Source organism: Nocardia grenadensis NBRC 108939 (assembly GCF_001613445.1).
GTDB classification, from domain to species: domain Bacteria; phylum Actinomycetota; class Actinomycetes; order Mycobacteriales; family Mycobacteriaceae; genus Nocardia; species Nocardia grenadensis.
Genome location: NZ_BDCJ01000011.1, coordinates 127,351 through 146,403, shown reverse-complemented (window position 1 = coordinate 146,403; position 19,053 = coordinate 127,351). Strand labels below are relative to the sequence as shown.

Here is a 19,053-nt window from a genome sequence, read left to right as displayed (position 1 = left end):
CGTGGCACGACTACGAAATTCACCGGGGCGCGGAGCGGCGCTCGGCTACTCGCTCGGGCACATGACGGCGACCATCTGATACACGGCCCGGGTTTCGGCGTTCGTCGCCTCGGTGGCGCCCGCCGCGAGCCGGTCGGATACCGCGGCGACCACCTCCTCCTCCGGTTCGCCGGCCCGGATCTCGGCGCAGGTCTCGGTGAAGATCCCGGTGATCGCCGCATCGTCGCGGCCCTCGGCCAGGCCGGGGAAGGCACCGCGGAAGCCGATAACGAAGGAACCGGCCTTGACCTGGTCTATCTGCGCGGATTCGGGAGTCGCGGCGGCCGTCGTCGCGGCTGCCGCCGGGGCCGGATCGGCGCCGGTGCTCTCACAGGCGGCGACGGCGGGCAGGACCGCGACGAGGAGGGCGGTGAACAAGGGCAGAGGTCTGTACACGGCCGGATGGTAACTCCGCGAGATGGACACCGTCCCCCGCCGGGCGGGGGACGACGTTCATCCAGCGGCCACTCAGGCCGAGGGACCGATCACGAACATCTGCGCGAGGGACGCAGCCTGCTGCGGACCGACGAGGGGGAGCAGATAGTCATAGATGAGAGTGGACATACGTGAGGAAACTCCAGCTCGGATGTAGTCGGACGCTTACGGTTCGCCACAGTATCAGTTGCCCGGCGCGCACGAACTTTTCCGGCGGGATTCGTGCACAACTGGCATAAATGGTGATTGCCGTCATAAAGTATGCGGGGTCGGCAGGCTCGCCCGGTGCCCTGGAGTTCGCGGAACGAGCCGATTCATACCTATCGGAAGACAGGTCACAACACATATGCGGGTAGCACGTACCTTGGCAACCGGAGCTTTGATGGCCGGGGCCGCATCTGTTCTCGCTACCGTGGGCGCCGGCTCGGCCGGTGCCGTCGCGGTGACACCGCTGCCCGGTGGAGTGCGGGTGGACCTCAGCCCGGCGGATACCCGCTGGGTGGATCAGAACAATGTCGGGCAGATGGTGGCGGGTATTCCGCATCCGTCGGCTCCGTCGTTCGGTCAGGCGCTGGACGCGGCCGCGGCCGTTTCCTCGACCTACCCGAACGGCCGGGTGACTTTCACGGTGTTCGGACCGCTGCACGAACTGAGCGGCTCGATGCTGGCATTGCAGTAGTCGGTACGGATTTCCGTACCGCCGGGCCGGTACCGGGGCGACCCGGTGCCGGCCCGGCTGGTTTCCGGCCGGGGCCGCGACGATGGCCCGCTGCGCGGGAGCGGGGAATCTTCGCTGCCGCTTCGCTTTCGGTGTCCGCGGCTCAGGCCGTGTCGATGGCGGCGGCCGCCACCGGATACTTCGCCAGGTGGCGGCCGGCCGCGGTGTCCTCGGCATCGGCGAGTGTCTCGAACAGGGCGGTATCCTCGCCCACCGCACGGGCTTCGGCGGCGCGAGCGCGCAGCGCGTCGTACGATTCGACCGCGTCCCGGTGATCGCCCAGCACGGTCTGCAGGTGTTTGGCGCGTTTGCCCAGATCCGCGGCGGTATCACCGAGCACCGCGGTGGCGGCCTCGCAGGAATACCGTAAACGTTTGGCGCTCTTGCGGATATCGTGCAGTAGCTCGACCCGGTCGGCGGGCGCCACGGTCGGCTCGGACCGCACCAGGCCCCGCACTCGTTTCCGGTCCTTGCGCAGTACCTTCTCGAACATCTCGGCGGCCGGTATCTCGTCCACCGATGCACGCAGTGGCGGCGCCTCGCGCCATTCCTCCAGTTCCCGCCGCATATCGCGGTACCGGTGGCTGTCCAGGGCCGTCAGGACCTCGCCGTGCGCGGCGGCGTACCGGTCGCGTTCGGCACGGACCAGACGGTCGCGGGTGGGGGCGAGCGCGGCCGACGCGGGATCGGCGTAGCGGTCGAGCAGCGCGGCGAAACGTTCGGCGCGGACCTCCGCGTCACGCGCCACTCCCAGCAATCCGGCCAGCCACGCGAGTTCGGTGCGCATCCGGTTGTCGGCGTCCGGGTCGAGCAGTTTCTTGTAGGAGCGCAGCACACTGCGCAGCCGGCGGGTCGCGACCCGCATCTGATGGACCGAATCGTCGGCGTCGGCCCGCACTTCCGGTTCGGCGGTGAGCAGGCGTTCGATATCGGCACGCAGGGCATCGGTGAGGGCGTCGGCCGCCGTGCTCGGTTCCTCAGCCATGGTGTACCACCGCCGCGAACGTATCGGTCGCCTCGATCAGATGGTGGGTGATACCCGGTTCGGTGGCGGAATGCGCGGCGTCGTCGACGATGTGCAGGCGCGATCCGGGCCAGGCACAGTGCAGATCCCACGCGCTGACCGCCGGGCAGACGATATCGTGGCGGCCCTGCACGAGGACGGCGGGAATATGGGTGATCGCGCCGATATCGCGCAGCAGTTGAGCCTCGTCGAGGAAGCCGCCGTGCCGGAAATAGTGGTTCTCGATCCGGGCGAAGGCGAGGGCGAACCGCGTATCGGAGGTTTCGGCCATCCGCTCGGGGTCGGGGCGCAGCGTACTGGTGGCGCTCTCCCAGGCGGTCCACGCGAGGGCCGCCGTGGTGACGACCTCTGGATCCGCGGAATCGAACAACCGGTGGTAGGCCTCCACCAGATCGCCGCCGCGTTCGGCCGCCGGAACCGGGGCCAGGAATTTCGCCCACTCGTCGGGGTAGACGTGGCCGGCGCTGCCGTTGTAATACCAGTCGATTTCCTTGCGGCGCAACAGGAAGATCCCCCGGAGTACCAGTTCGGTGACCCGCTGCGGATACCGCTGCGCGTAGGCGAGCGCGAGGGTCGAACCCCACGAACCACCGAAGACCAGCCACCGCTCGATACCGAGTGCGGTGCGCAGTGCTTCGATATCGGCGATCAGATGCGCGGTGGTGTTGACCGAGAGGTCGGCGCCGTCGGCGATATGTGGGGTCGAGTGGCCGCAGCCGCGCTGATCCAGCAGCACGATCCGGTAGCGGTCCGGGTCGAAGAACCGGCGGTTGTCCGGAGTGGTGCCGCCGCCCGGACCGCCGTGCAGGAACACCGCCGGTTTGCCGTCCGGGTTACCGCTGGTCTCCCAGTACACCGCCTGGCCGTCACCGACTTCGAGCATGCCTCGCTCGTAGGGTTCGATCGGCGGGTACAGCGGGCGCATCAGAACGCCAGGCCGGAGGCCAGATCGGGGAGTTCGAGCGCCTGGACGGCCTCGTCGTGCACATCGGGACAGACCTTGACGGTCACCCGGTCCACCACGGCCTTGTCGGCCAGGACCTGGGCATTGATCCCGCCGTTGGTGAGCGCCCATTCGTGGACCATGGCGTTGAGCCCGATCCGGCCGAGCGTCGGGCCCTGGACCCGCCAGTTGGACAGCTCGGGACGCATCATGTCGCACAGGTTCTGGGCCGCCTTGTCGGAGACCTCGAGCGGGGTGGCGGGTGCGGCGCTACTCGTGGTCGCCGAGGTGGTGGCGGAAGCGGACGAGGCGGCCGGAGAGGTGTCCTCCGAACCCGTCTGCACACCGCCGCACGCGGTGAGCAGTATCGCCCCGCACACTCCCGCCACCGTGAGGGAACCCCGTGTTGTCCAAGCGCGTCGCCGCATCAGTACCTCAGAACTCGAGAGTCGAAACCGTCGACACCGAGTTTGCCATCCCGCGCCGGAGAGGGGGACCCGTCACGAGCCCGGACCGGAGTCAGAAACTGTGTTCCGGACCCGGGAACGTGCCGCGGCGTACCTCCTCGGCGTAGGCGGCGGCCGCCCCGCGCAGTTCGTCGCCGACCGCGGCGAACCGCTTGACGAACTTGGCGGTCTTCCCGCTGGTGAACCCGGCCATGTCCTGCCAGACGAGCACCTGGGCGTCGCAGTCGGCACCGGCGCCGATACCGACGGTGGGGATGGTGAGCTTGCGGGTGACCTGACCCGCCACCTCGGCCGGAACCATTTCCATCACCACGGAGAACGCCCCCGCGGCCTGGACCGCGATCGCGTCGGCGAGCAATCCCTCGGCGCCCTCGCCGCGGCCCTGGACACGGTAGCCACCCAGGGTATTGACGCTCTGCGGGGTGAAACCGATATGCGCCATCACCGGGATCCCGGCGGCGGCGAGCTTCCTGATCTGGTCGGCGACACGTTCCCCGCCCTCCAGTTTCACCGCGTGCGCGCCGCCCTCCTTCATGAACCGGGTGGCGGTGGCGAGGGCCTGCTCGGGGGAGCCCTCGTAGGTACCGAACGGCAGGTCGGCCACCACCAGGGCGTGCGGGGCGCCGCGCACCACACCGCGGACCAGCGGGATCAGCTCGTCGGTGGTGATCGGTACGGTGGTCTCGTACCCGTACACCACATTGGCGGCCGAATCGCCGACCAGTAGTACGGGAATGCCGGCCTCGTCGAAGAGGCGGGCGCTGGAGTAGTCGTAGGCGGTGAGCATCGCCCAGCGTTCACCGGTCGCCTTCATCTGTTGCAGATGTTGGACGCGGGTGGGTCGCCGGGCCGGTTTCGCCGCCGCGGCGGCACCGTAGGCGGGTGTTTCCGATGTGGAATCGGGCGTGCCTGATGAATCGGACATCATCGTCCCTTTCGTCTCCTCGAGGCCCTGATCGGGTCCCCGGGTCTGGTTGACGTCCTCCAGTGTGCACCCCCGGCCGAGCCCGGATTAAGCCCGCGACCAGGTGCGGTTGGTCACATCCCCGGGTCCGGGCCGGATCCGGCTAGCATGGCGGCAGTGCGGAGCGGGTGTGGAGTGCCGGCGGGTGTGCTGGCGGTGCTGGCGGTAGCGACGGTGCTCGTCGCGGGATGCGCGGACGAGGCCCCGGAACAACAACCGGACCCGCCCGCGCCGGTCCCCGCCGAGCTGAGTCGTTTCTACAGTCAGACTCCGGCCTGGGAGCCGTGCACCGGTTACACCGACCCGGGGGAAGCGCTGCCGCCGGCGGCGCAGTGCGCCCGCATCGAGGTCCCCGTCGACTACGGCGACCCGGACGGCCCTACCGCGCAGCTGGCGGTGTCCCGGATGCGCGCGACCGGAGACAGGATCGGTTCGCTGCTGATCAACCCCGGCGGGCCGGGTATGTCCGGGTTGTCGACGGTGATGCTGGCCGGCGGGACCGAGCTGGCCGATCGGTTCGACCGGGTGGGGTTCGATCCGCGCGGGGTCGGCGCCTCCACGCCCGCGGTCGACTGCCTGACCCCGCGGGAAGCCGATGCCGAGCGCGCCGAACTCCCGGAGCCCAATACGCCGGAGGGGATCGCCGAGGCCGAGACCGAGAACCGGGAATACGCCGACCGCTGCGTGGCGCGCACCGGTACGGAATTCCTCGCCCATGTCGGCACCCGCGAGGTGGTCCAGGATATGGATGTCCTGCGGGCGGTATTGGGCGATCGGAAACTGACCTATCTCGGCTACTCCTACGGCACCCGGCTGGGCAGCGCGTACGCCGAGAAGTTCCCGGGCAATATCCGTGCCATGGTCCTCGACGGCGCCATCGATCCCTCGCAGGACCCGGTCGCCGAATCGCTGCGCCAGGCGGCGGGTTTCCAGAAAGCCTTCGACGCGTATGTCGCGGACTGCGTCGGGTCACCGGACTGCCCGCTCGGTACCGATCCGGCGCAGGCCGTGCCGCGGTTCCGGGCGCTGGTGGATCCGCTGTGGAACGCGCCCGCGGCCACCACCGACCCCCGCGGCCTCAGCTACGACGATGCGATAACCGGCGTGCAGCAGACCCTGTACGGTGCCGACTTCTGGCCGGTGCTCACCATCGGGCTCACCGAGTTGGCCCAGGGCCGCGGCGATACGCTGCTACAGCTCGCCGATATGTACAACGGCCGCCGCGACGACGGCACCTACAGCAATCTCACCGACGCCTTCGACGCGATCCGCTGTGTGGACGACCCGCGGGTCACCGATCGCGCGGTCGCCGGCCGGCAGGACACCGAATACCGCCGGGCCGCCCCGTTCCTGGACGACGGCCGCGGCACCGGAGCGGCGCCGCTGGAACTGTGCGCCCAGTGGCCGGTGCCCAACACCAGCCGGCCGCACGACATCTCCGTCGAGGGACTGCCTCCGCTGGTGGTGGTGTCCACCACCGGCGATCCGGCCACGCCGTACCAGGCGGGCGTCGACCTCGCCCACCAGCTCGGTGCGGCACTGATCACCCACGAGGGCGACAGCCACACGGTGGTCTTCAACGGCGGCGCCACCTGCGTCGACGATGCGGTCGTGAGCTACCTGGTGGACCTCGAGACCCCTGCAGAGGGCCTACGCTGTTGATCCGACACACAGCGCAGCGCGTCATGTAACACGGATTTAACGCCGGGTGCCTACTCTCGCGGTCATGGATCGCCAGAAGGAATTCGTGCTGCGGACGCTCGAAGAGCGGGATATCCGCTTCGTACGTCTCTGGTTCACCGACGTACTGGGCTACCTCAAGTCCGTCGCCATCGCGCCCGCCGAGCTCGAGGGAGCTTTCGAGGAGGGCATCGGCTTCGACGGCTCGGCGATCGAAGGGTTCGCCCGGATCTCCGAGGCCGATATGGTGGCCCGGCCCGATCCGTCGACCTTCCAGGTGCTGCCGTGGTCCTCCAGCAAGGGACACCAGCATTCCGCCCGGATGTTCTGCGATATCACCATGCCCGACGGGTCGCCGTCGTGGGCCGATCCGCGCCATGTGCTTCGGCGTCAGCTCAACAAGGCCGGTGATGTCGGATTCAGCTGCTATGTGCATCCGGAGATCGAGTTCTTCCTGCTGAAGAACCAGCCCGACGGGGTGGACCCGGTCCCCGCCGACAACGGCGGCTTCTTCGACCAGGCGGTCCACGATTCCGCGCCGAACTTCCGCCGCCACGCCATCGACGCGCTCGAATCCATGGGTATCTCGGTGGAGTTCAGCCATCACGAGGGCGCGCCCGGCCAGCAGGAGATCGACCTGCGCTACGCCGACGCCCTGTCGATGGCCGACAATGTGATGACCTTCCGCTATCTGATCAAGGAAGTGGCCATCGACGAGGGCGTGCGCGCCACGTTCATGCCCAAGCCGTTCGCCCAGTACCCGGGCTCGGCCATGCATACGCATATGAGCCTGTTCGAGGGTGAGGCGAACGCCTTCTCCGATCCGGACGACCCGGACAACCTGTCCGCGACGGCTCGCGCCTTCATCGCGGGCATCCTCGAACACGCGCACGAGATCAGCGCCATCACCAACCAGTGGGTGAACTCCTACAAGCGGCTCATCCACGGCGGCGAGGCGCCGACCGCGGCCTCGTGGGGCCGGTCCAACCGTTCGGCGCTGGTCCGCGTGCCGATGTACACCCCGAACAAATCGTCGTCGCGGCGCGTCGAGATCCGCAGCCCCGATTCCGCCTGCAACCCGTACCTGAGCTTCGCGGTCCTGCTCGCGGCGGGCCTGCGCGGTGTGGAGAAGGGGTACACGCTGCCGCCGGAGGCCGAGGACGACGTCTGGTCGCTCACCGCTGCCGAACGGCGTGCCATGGGGTTCAAGGAACTGCCCGGCACCCTGGACGAGGCACTGCACGCGATGGAGCGTTCGGAGCTGGTCGCCGAAACGCTCGGTGAGCACGTATTCGACTTCTTCCTGCGCAACAAGCGCCGGGAGTGGTCGGATTACCGTGCCCAGGTGACGCCGTTCGAGCTGCGCGAATACCTCGGTCTCTGATCTCTTCCCCGCGTTCGCCCGGTGCCCCTGGGGCGCCCGGCGGGCGGGGGACCCGTGGCACGCACGGACCGCTGGGTCGACGAGTGCGCCGGTGATTCCGCGGTTCGGTTGTACCGGTCACGGCCTCGATCTTCGGTCCGGTGGCCGATCGGCCCGCCGTCCGGACCGGGCGGTTCGGTGACTCCACGCCGGTGCGGCCGGTGACTGTGCGTGACCGAGGGGCCCGGCGCATCTCGAGCCCTGTTGTCGGTACCTTGAGCTCATGGTCCGTCCACCGTCCGCCCGGTCCGCCGTCCCCGGTGTCGGCCGCCTCGGATTGCTCGAACCGTCGGCTGCCGACTCGCTGAAAACCCTCGGCTGGGACAATATCGAGAGTATTCCGGTGTTGTGGTCGCTGTCGCGGTCACCGGACGCCGACCTCACGCTGAACACGCTGATCAGATTGTCCGAGGCGCTCGGGAACGACTGGGCCGAACTGGATTCGGCGATCCGGGCCGAGACGATGCTGCGCGGCCGGCTGTTCGCGATGCTGGGCTCCTCCACCGCGCTGGCCGATCATTTGGTGGCCGATCCCGGGGCCTGGGTGCTGCTGCGCCGAGAGGAGCTCCCCGACCGCGATGAGCTGATCGCCGATCTGCTCGCGGTCGTCGGCGGCGAACCGGAGTGCGGGCCCAATGCCGCGCCGATGCTGTACCGGGCCACCGAATCCGGACCGGAAGTGGTCGCGGCACTGCGCAAACGGTACCGCGATCAGCTCATGCTGCTGGCCGCCGTGGATCTGGCCGCCACCGTCGAGGACGAGCCGGTGATCCCGTACGAGCTGGTGGGGCGCCAGCTCACCGCGCTCGCCGATGCCGCGCTCACCGCCGCGCTGGCGGTCGCGGTGGCCCGGGTGTGCCGCGATGTTCCGTGCCCGGTGCGGCTGGCCGTGATCGCCATGGGCAAGAGCGGCGCGTGCGAACTCAACTACGTCAGCGATGTCGATATCGTCTTCGTCGCCGAACCCGCCGACCCCGTCGCCACCCGGCTGGCCGCTGAACTGATGACCGTGGGTTCCTCGGCCTTCTTCGAGGTCGACGCCGCGCTGCGGCCCGAGGGCAAGGCCGGCGCCCTGGTGCGCACCCTCGATTCCCATCTGGCCTACTACCAGCGCTGGGCGCGGACCTGGGAGTTCCAGGCGCTGCTCAAGGCCCGGCCGATGACCGGCGATCTGGAACTCGGCGAGCAGTACCGCTCCGCCACCGACGCACTGGTGTGGACGGCTTCCGAACGGCCGGATTTCGTCCCGGATGTGCAGGCGATGCGCCGCCGGGTGGAGGATCTGGTGCCCGCCGAGCTGCGCGAGCGCGAACTCAAACTCGGCAGTGGCAGCCTGCGCGATGTGGAGTTCGCGGTGCAGCTGCTGCAACTGGTGCACGGCCGGGTCGATCCGAAACTGCACGTCCAGGGCACCGTGGAAGCCCTCGCGGCGCTCGCCGCGCGCGGATACGTGGGCCGCGAGGACGCCGCGAACCTCACGGCCTCCTACGAATTCCTGCGGCTGCTCGAGCACCGGCTGCAGTTGCAGCGGCTCAAACGCACCCATACGCTGCCCGCCGACGACGACGAGGAAGGTATGCGCTGGCTGGCCCGCGCCGCGCATATCCGTCCGGACGGGAGACGCGATGCCGCGGGCGTGTTGCGGGCCGAGCTGCGCCGGCAGACGGGCCGGATCCGCCGGCTGCACACCAAACTCTTCTACCGGCCGCTGCTGGAATCGGTGGCCCGGCTGGACTCCGACGCGCTGCGCCTGAGCCCGGACGCCGCCGTCCGGCAGCTCGCCGCGCTCGGATACGGTTCGCCCGAGCACGCGCTCAACCATCTGCGCGCGTTGACCAGCGGTGTCTCGCGTAAGGGCCGGATCCAGGCGGTGCTCCTGCCGACCCTGCTGGAGTGGCTCGGCGAAACCCCCGACCCCGATGCCGGGCTGCTCGCCTACCGGCGGGTGTCGGAAGGGCTGGTGGATCAGGACTGGTATCTGCGGGTCCTACGCGACGAGGGCGCGGTCGGGCAGCGGCTGATGATGGTGCTGGGCTCCTCGGCGTATCTTCCGGATCTGCTGATCAACGCCCCCGAAACCATCCGCATGTACGCCGACGGCCCGCACGGACCGCTACTGCTGCGCACCCAGCCGGTCGAGGTGGCAGGCGGCATCCTCACCGCCGCCGACCGCTACACCGACCCCAAGCGGGCCGTGGCCACCGCCCGCTCCCTGCGCCGGCACGAACTCGCCCGGGTGGCGTCCGCGGATCTGCTGGGCCTACTGGACGTGCCGCAGGTCTGTGCCGCGCTGTCCGCGGTGTGGGTCGCGGTGCTCGAGGCGTCGTTGCGCGCGGTGATCCGGGCCAGCGTCGCCGACCGGGGCGCGCCCGCACCCGCCGATTTCGCGGTGATCGGCATGGGCCGGCTGGGCGGCCGGGAACTCGGTTACGGCTCCGACGCCGATGTGCTGTTCGTCTGCGATCCGCGGCCCGGCGAGGACGAGCACGTCGCCGTGAAATGGGCCAACGGTATCGCCGAGCAGGTGCAGAAACTGCTCGGCGCCCCCAGCACCGACCCGCCGCTGCAGGTCGACGCGGGCCTGCGGCCGGAGGGCCGCAGCGGCGCGCTCGTGCGCACTCTGGCCGCCTACGACGCCTACTACCGCCAGTGGGCGCAGCCGTGGGAGGTGCAGGCGCTGCTGCGCGCCCACCAGGTGGCCGGCGATCAGCAACTGGGCCTGCGCTTCCTGCACACGATCGACGCGGTGCGCTATCCGGCGGGCGGCGTCTCCGCCGACGCGGTCCGCGAGATCCGCCGTATCAAGGCCCGGGTCGATTCCGAACGGCTGCCCCGCGGCGCCGACCCCGCCACCCACACCAAACTGGGTCGCGGTGGTCTCGCCGATATCGAATGGACGGTGCAACTGCTGCAATTGCGGCACGCGCACGAGATCCCGGCCCTGCACAACACATCGACGCTGGAATCGCTCGATGTGATCGAACAGGAGGAACTGCTGAGCCCGGTGGACACCGACCTGCTCCGTCAGTCCTGGCTCACCGCGACCGCGGCCCGCAACGCGCTGGTCCTGGTACGCGGTAAACCCTCCGACCAGTTGCCCGGCCCGGGCACCACGCTGTCGGCGGTGGCCCGGGTGGCGGGCTGGCCCACCGACGACGGTGGCGAGTTCCTCGACAACTATCTGCGGATCACCCGCCGGGCCAGGGCTGTGGTGGAACGGGTCTTCGGTGTCTGACCGGAGGTCAGTGCCCGGAACCGGGTGACCAGATCCTCCAGCGCTCGGCGGTCCTCCAGATCGGCCGGGCGATAGCCGCCCGCCGCGGTGACCGTCACCGGGGTATCCCGTTCGATGCCGAGCGCCGACCAGCACCAGGAACGCGGCAATGAACAGGTTCCACTTCGCGCCTGACCGCCGGCACTACTCTGCGGTGACCCGCGCATCCAGCCACGCCACCACATCGGCGAGTACCTGATCGCGCTCGGGTTCGTTGAAGATCTCGTGGTAGAGCCCGTCGTAGCGGCGGACGGTGAGATCGGTGGTGCCCGCGCGCTGTTCGATCCGGTCCGTACTCACCGGGGCGGCGATGGCGTCGCGGGTGCCGTGCAGCGCGAGCGTCGGAACCCGTAACTCCGGTAGCCGGTCGAGTACGGCGCCGGCCGCCGTGAGGATCTCGGTCGCCGTGCGGGCGGGCAGTTTTCCGCGGAACACCAGCGCGTCGTTGTCATAGGCCGCGACGACCGCAGGGTCCCGGCTGATCTGCGACGAATCGAGTTTCAGCACACCCAGGTTCGGTGCCAGCCGGGTGAGCACCGGGGCGAGCAGCCGCTGCACCGGATTTCCGGCGTCGATGATCAACGGCGGTGCCGAGACCACCACCCCGGCCGCGTCCAGCGGCGCCCTGGTCGCCAGGTACAGGGTGATCAGGGCACCCATGGAATGGCCGATCACGAACGCCGGCACGCCGGGGTGTTGCGCGCGCGCCAGCTCGAGCAGAGCCGCCACATTGTCGGCGGCATTGCCGACCGACCCGATATTGGCCCGCGAGCCCGCGGCGGCGGATTCCCCGTGTCCCACATGGTCGAACGCGTACACCGCGAAACCGGCGGTCGCCAGGGTCCGCGCGACGTACTCGTAGCGACCAGAATGCTCGGCCACTCCGTGGACGAGGACGATCACCCCGCGCGCCGGCGTCGCGGGTGCCCAGGAACGCCGGCTCAGCCGGTGCCCGGCGTGCTCGAACTCCCCGCGCGTCATTCGTATGTCCTGGTCGCTGGTCACCGGATCCTCCCTCGACGCTGTACATGTGGTCCGCGGCGGCCACGGTGAAGGCGCAGGCACCACCTCATCGGAACTCCTTCACGGCCGGCGCCCCCCGGTCGGCGGAAGCCGTGGTGAGGGCACAACTTCATCGCATCTCCTTCGGAGCTGGTCCGTATGGTCGCGGCAGCTGTGGAGGTATCGCCTCAGCCGGCCTGTTCCGGCTCGGCGAGTGCGGTGAGCAGCCGCCGGTTGAAGTCGATGAGCCGAGCGTAGTTCACCCGCGACAGCCGCTCGTCGTTTCCGTGGATCCGTTCCAGATCCGCGGCCGTCAGCCGGATCGGGGCGAAATTGCAGCGCGTGGCGGCGAGATCGTCGTAGTGGCGGGAGTCGGTGGCGCCGGGAACCAGACCGGTGGTCACCGCGGCGCCGGGCACCACCTGTTCGGTGAGGCGCGCGATCAGGTCGAACCGCGGGCCGGGACCGGTCGCGGGGGAGGGCTCGGACGCCATCCCCACCAATTCGATCCGCACCTGCGGGTCGCGGACCGTCCGGCGGCAGTGCGCGAGTACCGAAGCGACCGTGTCGCCGGGCAGGATCCGGAAGTTGATCAGTGCCTCGGCCTGCTGCGGCAGCACATTCGCCTGCACGCCGCCGCGGATCACCGTCGGCGCCGTGGTCGTCCGCACCAGCGCCTCGGTCTGCGGGGTCCCGGCCATGATCCGGGTGATCACCGGCGCCGCCAGCGCCGCGAACCCGAGCAGCTGGCGTTTGGTCGTGGGCAGATGTGGGCGCAGGCGGGCGAGCATATCGGTGACCACGGGCGTCACCCGGAGCGGCATCGGATCGTCCTGGATCCGGCTCACGGCGCGGGCCAGCCGTCCGACCGCGGTCCGCCGGCCGGGCATGGACGAATGCCCGCCCTTCTCCGATACCGACAACCGGACGGTGGCGTAGCCCTTCTCCCCGACCATGATCGTGGCCACCGGAACGGTCACGTCGTTCACGATGCCCTCGGTGACCACCCCGCCCTCATCGAGCAGCAGGTCGGCGTGGACGCCCAGCTCCCGCAGCCGGGCGGCCATCCGCACGGCGCCGCGGTCGCCGAAGACCTCTTCGTCGTGGCCGAACGCCAGGTGAACGGTGTGCCGGGGTCGCCCCCCGGCGGCGAGGGCGGATTCGACCGCCTCCAGGATGGCCAGCACCCGGCTCTTGTCGTCGATCGCGCCGCGACCCCAGATGAACTCCTCGTCCACCACGCCCGCGAACGGGGGATGGGTCCATGGGGCCGGATCGTCCGCGGGCACCACGTCCTGGTGGGCGAGCAGGATGGCGGCTGTCCGGGAGGGATCGACACCCCGCCAGGTGTAGAGCCGGCTGTGCCCGAAGCGCTCGAGTTCCAGTTCGGCATGCACCCGGGGGAACGACTGCTCCAGGTGCTCGGCGAGGCGCCGGAACTCCGCATCGGCCGCCGGGCCGGACCCGTCGCCGCCCGGCTCGGGCTCTTCCCGGGACACCGTGACGCACCGCAGCGCCACGGCCAGCCGCTCCGCCGTCGCGTCGTCGACCGGGGCGCCGGCCGCCGGATCGGCCTCCAGTTCGGTGGACATCCCTGCATTCTCCTCGCCCACACAACCCCCTGCCCGGGCTGTCCGCCGGGGCGGTGCCGGTCCCCGGGCACCGCCGCCCGTGGTCGGAGTCCGTCCCGTGGCCGGAGCGTCGCGGGCCGGGCATTATTCTGGGAGCCATGGCAGCAGGCAAGCCCGACAAAGAGGCGAAGGCCGCGGCGAAAGCGGCGCGCAAAGCACAGTCGAAGGAACGTCGTCAGCAGATCTGGCAGGCGTTCCAGATGCAGCGCAAAGAGGACAAGCTGCTGCTGCCGCTGATGATCGGTGCGGTGGTCGTCACCGCACTGGTGCTGTTCGGTATCGGCTTCCTCTTCGGTGCGCAGTGGTTCCTGCTGCCCTTGGGCCTGCTGCTCGGTCTGTTGTTCGCCTTCATCATCTTCGGTCGCCGTGTGCAGAAATCCGTCTACGGGAAAGCGGAGGGCCAAGCCGGTGCCGCCGCGTGGGTGCTGGACAACCTGCAGGGCAAATGGCGGGTCAGCAACGGTATCGCCGCCACCACCCAGCTCGACGCCGTGCACCGGGTGATCGGCCTGCCCGGGGTGATCTTCGTGGCCGAAGGGTCGCCGCAACGGCTGCGGTCACTGCTGGCCCAGGAGAAGAAGCGCACCGCCCGGCTCATCGGCGACACCCCGATCTACGACGTGGTGGTCGGCAACGAGGAGGGGCAGGTCCCGCTGAAGGAACTTCAGCGTTACCTCACCAAACTCCCGCGCAATATCGACACCAAGCGGATGGACCAGATCGAGGGCCGGCTCAGTGCGCTGAGCTCGCGCAGCGGGGGGCCGGCCATGCCCAAGGGGCCGATGCCGACCAACGCCAAGATGCGGGGTATGCAGCGCACCATCCGCCGCCGCTGACCCGGTGGCTCGGCGCCGCGCGAGCGCGACCTGCCGCCGCCCGTGGTGATCGGTCAGCGAGAACGCACCACCGCGGTGCCGGTCGCCCGGTCGTGCATGCCACGTCCGTCCGCGTCGGTGAACAGCGCGGGGATCACGAACACCAGCAACACTTGGCGGCCGAGCGCCCGCAGGAACCCGACCGGCGCCTCGGCATCGACGCGGGCCACCCGGATGCGCAGGAAATATTGCCCGGGCGTGAACCCGAACAGCGTCACCGCCGCCACCCCGATCACGAACCAGAGCCCCAGGTTCACCGACGAGGCCGGCATACCCTGCGCGATCAGCGCCGAGATACCGACCGCGATGAGCCAGTCCACCAGCATCGCGACCACACGGCGGAACATCCCCGGCAGCGACCCGGCGCCCTCCCTGGGCAGGCCCAGACCGGCCCCGGCGTAATCGTCGTTGCCGGTACCGGGGGCGACGGGGGGGCCGGAGAGCCAGGAACCGGTGATACGTGCCATGCACCCCAGAATAGGCGTAACCTCCACCTGCGCTCCGGCCTGCGCTCCCGCGTACCCCGGCCCGCGCATCCGACCGTGCGCTGTCGGACCCCTCCGCGTTCGCTCCGGTCGTGCGCTGTTCGTATACCCGTGCATCCACTCGCCGGGCGCGGATTGTGGACAGGCTGCGCCTCGACCGCGCATTCGGCGGTATGTGCGGCGCCCGACCGACGGGCGGCCTCCGTAACGTGGGATTCCCGCTGGATTCCGGGCATAAAAGGCAGCCCCGAACCGGTCCGGACCGAGGTCCCCGAACCGAACCCGCAGTTCGTGGCGTGGCCGAGGACACGCCGTCGACCCGACGTGTAACACTGGCGAAACACACTCTTGACTGGCGGGAAACACCCTGTCCATAGCGTCGGGTCGCGACGCCCCGCACTCGATACTGGCTGGGAATCTATCCGTAAGGAGAACCAAGTGACGTTCAGCACGGCCGACGAGGTCATCAAGTACATCGCGGACTCGGAGGTCGAATATGTCGATATCCGCTTCAGCGATCTGCCCGGTGTGCAGCAGCACTTCTCCATCCCGGCGAAGGCCTTCACCGCCGACCTCGCCGAGGAAGGCCTCGCCTTCGACGGTTCTTCGGTACGCGGTTTCCAGTCCATCGACGAGTCCGACATGCTGCTGCTGCCCGACTTCAGCACCGCGCAGCTCGACCCGTTCCGTGCGGCGAAGACGCTCAATATGAACTTCTTCGTACACGACCCCTTCACCCGTGAGGCGTACTCGCGCGACCCGCGCAATATCGCCCGCAAGGCGGAGGAGTACCTGCGCTCGACCGGTATCGCCGATACCGCCTTCTTCGGCGCCGAGGCCGAGTTCTACATCTTCGACTCGGTGCGCTACGACTCGCAGATGAACGGTGCCTTCTACCAGGTCGAGTCCATCTCCGGCTCGTGGAACACCGGTGCGGCCACCAACCCCGACGGCAGCCCCAACCGCGGCTACAAAGTCCGTAACAAGGGCGGGTACTTCCCGGTCGCCCCCTACGACCACTACGTCGACCTGCGCGACAAGATCTCCACCAACCTGCAGAACGCCGGTTTCGAGCTGGAGCGCGGCCACCATGAGGTCGGCACCGCCGGCCAGGCCGAGATCAACTACAAGTTCAACACCCTGCTGGCCGCGGCCGACGATCTGCAGCTGTTCAAGTACATCGTCAAGAACACCGCCTGGGCCGAGGGCAAGACCGTCACTTTCATGCCCAAGCCGCTCTTCGGTGACAACGGTTCGGGCATGCATGCCCACCAGTCGCTGTGGAAGGACGGCAAGCCGCTGTTCCACGACGAGGCCGGCTACGGTGGCCTGTCCGACCTGGCCCGCCACTACATCGGCGGCATCCTGCACCACGCCCCGTCGCTGCTGGCGTTCACCAACCCCACCGTGAACTCCTACCACCGCCTGGTCCCCGGCTACGAGGCCCCGATCAACCTGGTGTACTCGCAGCGCAACCGTTCCGCCGCGGTCCGCATCCCGGTCACCGGGAACAACCCGAAGGCCAAGCGCATCGAGTTCCGCGCGCCGGACTCCTCGGGCAACCCGTACCTGGCCTTCGCCGCCATGCTGATGGCCGGCCTGGACGGCATCAAGAAGAAGATCGAGCCGCTGGCCCCCGTCGACAAGGACCTCTACGAGCTCCCGCCGGAGGAGGCCAAGAACATCCCGCAGGCCCCCACCAGCCTCGCCTCGGTCGTCGATCGCCTCGAGGCCGATCACGAGTACCTCACCGAAGGCAATGTCTTCACCGAGGACCTGATCGAGACCTGGATCAGCATCAAGCGTGAGCAGGAAATCGCCCCGGTGAACCTGCGGCCGCACCCGTACGAGTTCGAGCTCTACTTCGACGTGTAAGCCTGACCTGCGGTTTTACCCCTGATTCCGGCCTGCGGTACGCAGTGGGTACGCAGTAGAAGGTTTCGAGTCCACCCGCTCAGTGATCACAGACGCGATCACTCGGCGGGTGGACTCGTCTGTGTCGGGCCAGAGATGGCCTTAACCCCCAGTGGGCTGACGTCTTCGATCACCGCCACGGTCGGACTCCTTCGGTTCCGCGTGAATGCGCTCTCAGGTACTGGTGCCCGCTATCGCCGCTGCCGCGCACGCGATTCGCCGCGTCGGTCATGTCTGGACTCCTGTCTTCCGGTCTTCCAGAAGGAAGCCACCCGGAATTCATCGGTGCGGTCGAGGTCGCGTACACGCCCCTGCGGACGCCCGGTACTCGCCATGATGGTGTGATCGGCCGGCGTCGGATGCGCACTACTGCTCGTTGATCTTCCGAGGTGCCGCGCCGGCCGGTTCGGTCAGCGCGATCAGCCGCATTGTGGTGCGTTCCGCCGGCTCAGGATCCCTACCGGCCGGGCGGTTACAGGGCGAGCATGGCGGCAGCGACCCGGTCGGCCGCGGTGTGTCGTAGAGCGGTACCCATGTCGTCGAGGATGAGCAGCCGCGCCCCGGGAATCTCAGCGGCGAGGACCTCACCGTTGCCGAGCGGGAAGAACGGGTCGGCGCGACCGTGCACCACGAGCGTGGGCACATCGAGCTCACCGAGCCGCTCCCGCCAGCGCGGGGTGCAGTCGATCCGGGAAAACACCATCCCGAGCTGGTTCGCCTGGTGCACCGCGGGATCGTTCGACGGTGTCCGGTCCCAGATCCGAGTCGCCGTCGCCCGTACCTCCTCCGGATTATTGCCCATGGCCTCGGCACCCCCGGCGGCGAACACCGCGATAGCCTCCCGGTCGGTCCAGTCCGGCAGCGGGCGGGAGAACAGCACGCCCATAACCGCGCGGTCGTGGTCGGGCAGGTCCTCGTCGACCGGGCCCGGCGCCACCGGCCGAGTGCCGGCAAGGGTCAGCGCGGAGAACACGTCCGGGTAGTCCAGTGCGGCGACCTGAGCGACCATCCCACCGACGCCGACCCCACCGAGATGGGCGGTCTCGGCACCGAGTACCCCGACCAGCGCGGCCGTATCGGCGGCGAGATCCCGCAGATCGTAGTCCGGATTGTTCGGGTCGAGAGTCGTTGAAATACCGGAGTCACGCAGGTCGTAGCGGACCACGCGCCGCCCGTCCGACGCGAGCCGCTCGCACAACGCGTCGGGCCAGGACAACATCGTTGTGCCGCCGATCAGCAGGATCAACGGATCGTCCTCGCGGCCGAAACTCTCGATGCCCAGATCCACACCGTTCGCCCGCACCGAGGTCATGCCCAATCGAAACGGTCTCGTCATGCCTGAACTCCTGCCTGTCGGTATATCCAGAGGTATCGACGACATGCTCACCCGAAAGTTATCGGCGCAGCCGAGATCGCGTCCGCACTCCCGATCACCTGGAACCGGCATTACCGCGCGTCAAAATATTTGCTGACGATGTGCCCGACCATGCGAACCGGCGGCCTACGGGGACTCGCATCTGGCTACTTCGACGTGTAAACCCGACCTGCGCGAATGGGCCTGAACAGCCCCTTCGGTAACGCAGTGCTCGGCATCGAGTCCACCCGCTCGGTGATCGCAGACCGAGATCACTCGGCGGGTGGACTCGCCTCTGTCGGGTCACCTTGTGCGTGCGTGATTCGCGAGCTGTTGTCGGCGGATCCGGAAATCGCTCACCTCTGTGTGTCAAACGCCCTGGGCCCGGTTCTCTGCTGCGGTCGGGTAGGTCCCCGCCTGTACAGCGCAGTGCCGATATCGACCTCACGTGACCGCGAGATACCGCTCCGGGCGAGGAACTCCACCGGTAACGAACCTCGAGTGACCTGCGACACATAGTCGGCGCGGGCGATGAGATCTCGACGAGCCCCCCGTCTCACCTACCGAGTTCGTAACCAGCGAGGAGATCGAGAATGGCCACCACACCGAAGGGACCTGCGTCCTACTTCCTGTCCATCGAGGCCAAGTACGGCCGCAGCATCGAGGAGTGGAAGGAGGTTCTCCGTGCCGCCGGGTCGACCTCGCACAAGGAACTCGTCGAATTGCTGAAGTCCGAGCACGGGTTCGGGCACGGGCACGCGAACGCACTCGTCCAGCATCATCTTCATCCCGAGAAATGGGCCGCGGCCTGACCTGATCCGTTCG

The 19,053-nt window shown here is 68.8% G+C and carries 17 protein-coding genes; 7 read left to right on the top strand and 10 right to left on the bottom strand.

Translation table 11 applies throughout. The features are described 5' to 3' along the window. Positions 1-45 precede the first annotated feature (45 nt). Entirely contained in the window at positions 46-435 is a 390-nt protein-coding gene (locus NGR01S_RS14145) for a hypothetical protein (RefSeq protein ID WP_157107262.1), read from the bottom strand. A 421-nt stretch (positions 436-856) separates the two neighbouring features. Between NGR01S_RS14145 and NGR01S_RS14140 the strand changes: the two genes are divergently transcribed. Next, entirely contained in the window at positions 857-1,153 is a 297-nt protein-coding gene (locus tag NGR01S_RS14140; RefSeq protein ID WP_245664590.1) for a hypothetical protein, read from the top strand. A gap of 142 nt (positions 1,154-1,295) precedes the next feature. On the opposite strand, the gene NGR01S_RS14135 is transcribed toward NGR01S_RS14140, so the two are convergent. The 4 genes from NGR01S_RS14135 to panB all read right to left on the bottom strand — a co-directional run bounded on the left by NGR01S_RS14135 (position 1,296) and on the right by panB (position 4,551). Beyond that, positions 1,296-2,177 (bottom strand): CHAD domain-containing protein, encoded by an 882-nt coding sequence (locus NGR01S_RS14135; protein WP_063036838.1) that lies wholly within the window; start codon positions 2,175-2,177, stop codon positions 1,296-1,298. After that, positions 2,170-3,141 carry a prolyl aminopeptidase gene (gene pip / locus NGR01S_RS14130; protein WP_063036836.1) on the bottom strand — a complete coding sequence of 324 codons (972 nt, stop codon included), beginning with the start codon at positions 3,139-3,141 and terminating at the stop codon, positions 2,170-2,172. The genes NGR01S_RS14135 and pip overlap by 8 nt, the downstream gene beginning before the upstream one ends. Continuing rightward, the gene (locus NGR01S_RS14125; protein ID WP_245664589.1) at positions 3,141-3,539 is read right to left on the bottom strand and encodes a hypothetical protein; all 399 of its coding nucleotides are present in this window, start codon (positions 3,537-3,539) and stop codon (positions 3,141-3,143) included. The genes pip and NGR01S_RS14125 overlap by 1 nt, the downstream gene beginning before the upstream one ends. A gap of 139 nt (positions 3,540-3,678) precedes the next feature. Beyond that, entirely contained in the window at positions 3,679-4,551 is an 873-nt protein-coding gene (gene panB / locus NGR01S_RS14120) for a 3-methyl-2-oxobutanoate hydroxymethyltransferase (protein WP_063036929.1), read from the bottom strand. Between the two features lie 156 nt (positions 4,552-4,707). Here panB and NGR01S_RS14115 point away from each other — a divergent pair, with 156 nt between their 5' ends. The 3 genes from NGR01S_RS14115 to NGR01S_RS14105 all read left to right on the top strand — a co-directional run bounded on the left by NGR01S_RS14115 (position 4,708) and on the right by NGR01S_RS14105 (position 10,928). After that, on the top strand, positions 4,708-6,252 hold the full coding sequence (locus tag NGR01S_RS14115) for an alpha/beta hydrolase (RefSeq protein ID WP_444979986.1): 1,545 nt from the start codon (positions 4,708-4,710) through the stop codon (positions 6,250-6,252). 64 nt (positions 6,253-6,316) lie between these two features. Then, on the top strand, positions 6,317-7,654 hold the full coding sequence (gene glnA, locus NGR01S_RS14110; RefSeq protein WP_063036833.1) for a type I glutamate--ammonia ligase: 1,338 nt from the start codon (positions 6,317-6,319) through the stop codon (positions 7,652-7,654). Between the two features lie 262 nt (positions 7,655-7,916). Then, entirely contained in the window at positions 7,917-10,928 is a 3,012-nt protein-coding gene (locus tag NGR01S_RS14105; RefSeq protein WP_063036831.1) for a bifunctional [glutamine synthetase] adenylyltransferase/[glutamine synthetase]-adenylyl-L-tyrosine phosphorylase, read from the top strand. Here the strand turns inward: NGR01S_RS14105 and NGR01S_RS30960 are convergent. The 3 genes from NGR01S_RS30960 to NGR01S_RS14095 all read right to left on the bottom strand — a co-directional run bounded on the left by NGR01S_RS30960 (position 10,871) and on the right by NGR01S_RS14095 (position 13,561). Continuing rightward, complete coding sequence (locus tag NGR01S_RS30960) at positions 10,871-11,077, bottom strand: hypothetical protein (RefSeq protein WP_157107261.1); 207 nt, start codon at positions 11,075-11,077, stop codon at positions 10,871-10,873. The genes NGR01S_RS14105 and NGR01S_RS30960 overlap by 58 nt on opposite strands. A 34-nt stretch (positions 11,078-11,111) precedes the next feature. Next, positions 11,112-11,972 carry an alpha/beta hydrolase gene (locus NGR01S_RS14100; protein WP_245664588.1) on the bottom strand — a complete coding sequence of 287 codons (861 nt, stop codon included), beginning with the start codon at positions 11,970-11,972 and terminating at the stop codon, positions 11,112-11,114. Positions 11,973-12,157: 185 nt separating this feature from the next. Continuing rightward, positions 12,158-13,561: a M20/M25/M40 family metallo-hydrolase gene (locus NGR01S_RS14095; protein WP_063036827.1), complete on the bottom strand. Its 1,404-nt coding sequence runs from the start codon at positions 13,559-13,561 to the stop codon at positions 12,158-12,160. 137 nt (positions 13,562-13,698) lie between these two features. Here NGR01S_RS14095 and NGR01S_RS14090 point away from each other — a divergent pair, with 137 nt between their 5' ends. Then, positions 13,699-14,436: a DUF4191 domain-containing protein gene (locus tag NGR01S_RS14090; protein WP_063036825.1), complete on the top strand. Its 738-nt coding sequence runs from the start codon at positions 13,699-13,701 to the stop codon at positions 14,434-14,436. Between the two features lie 53 nt (positions 14,437-14,489). Here the strand turns inward: NGR01S_RS14090 and NGR01S_RS14085 are convergent, their stop codons facing one another. Next, positions 14,490-14,942 (bottom strand): RDD family protein, encoded by a 453-nt coding sequence (locus NGR01S_RS14085; RefSeq protein ID WP_063036823.1) that lies wholly within the window; start codon positions 14,940-14,942, stop codon positions 14,490-14,492. Between the two features lie 456 nt (positions 14,943-15,398). Here NGR01S_RS14085 and glnA (NGR01S_RS14080) point away from each other — a divergent pair, with 456 nt between their 5' ends. Then, positions 15,399-16,835 (top strand): type I glutamate--ammonia ligase, encoded by a 1,437-nt coding sequence (gene glnA, locus NGR01S_RS14080; protein ID WP_063036821.1) that lies wholly within the window; start codon positions 15,399-15,401, stop codon positions 16,833-16,835. Positions 16,836-17,346: 511 nt separating this feature from the next. Here glnA (NGR01S_RS14080) and NGR01S_RS14075 read toward each other — a convergent pair. After that, a complete protein-coding gene (locus tag NGR01S_RS14075) occupies positions 17,347-18,186 on the bottom strand; it encodes an alpha/beta fold hydrolase (RefSeq protein ID WP_063036819.1) in 840 nt (279 codons plus the stop codon). 635 nt (positions 18,187-18,821) lie between these two features. On the opposite strand from NGR01S_RS14075, the gene NGR01S_RS14070 reads away from it, so the two are divergent. Beyond that, entirely contained in the window at positions 18,822-19,040 is a 219-nt protein-coding gene (locus NGR01S_RS14070) for a DUF4287 domain-containing protein (protein WP_063036817.1), read from the top strand. The last annotated feature ends 13 nt before the right edge of the window (positions 19,041-19,053 follow it).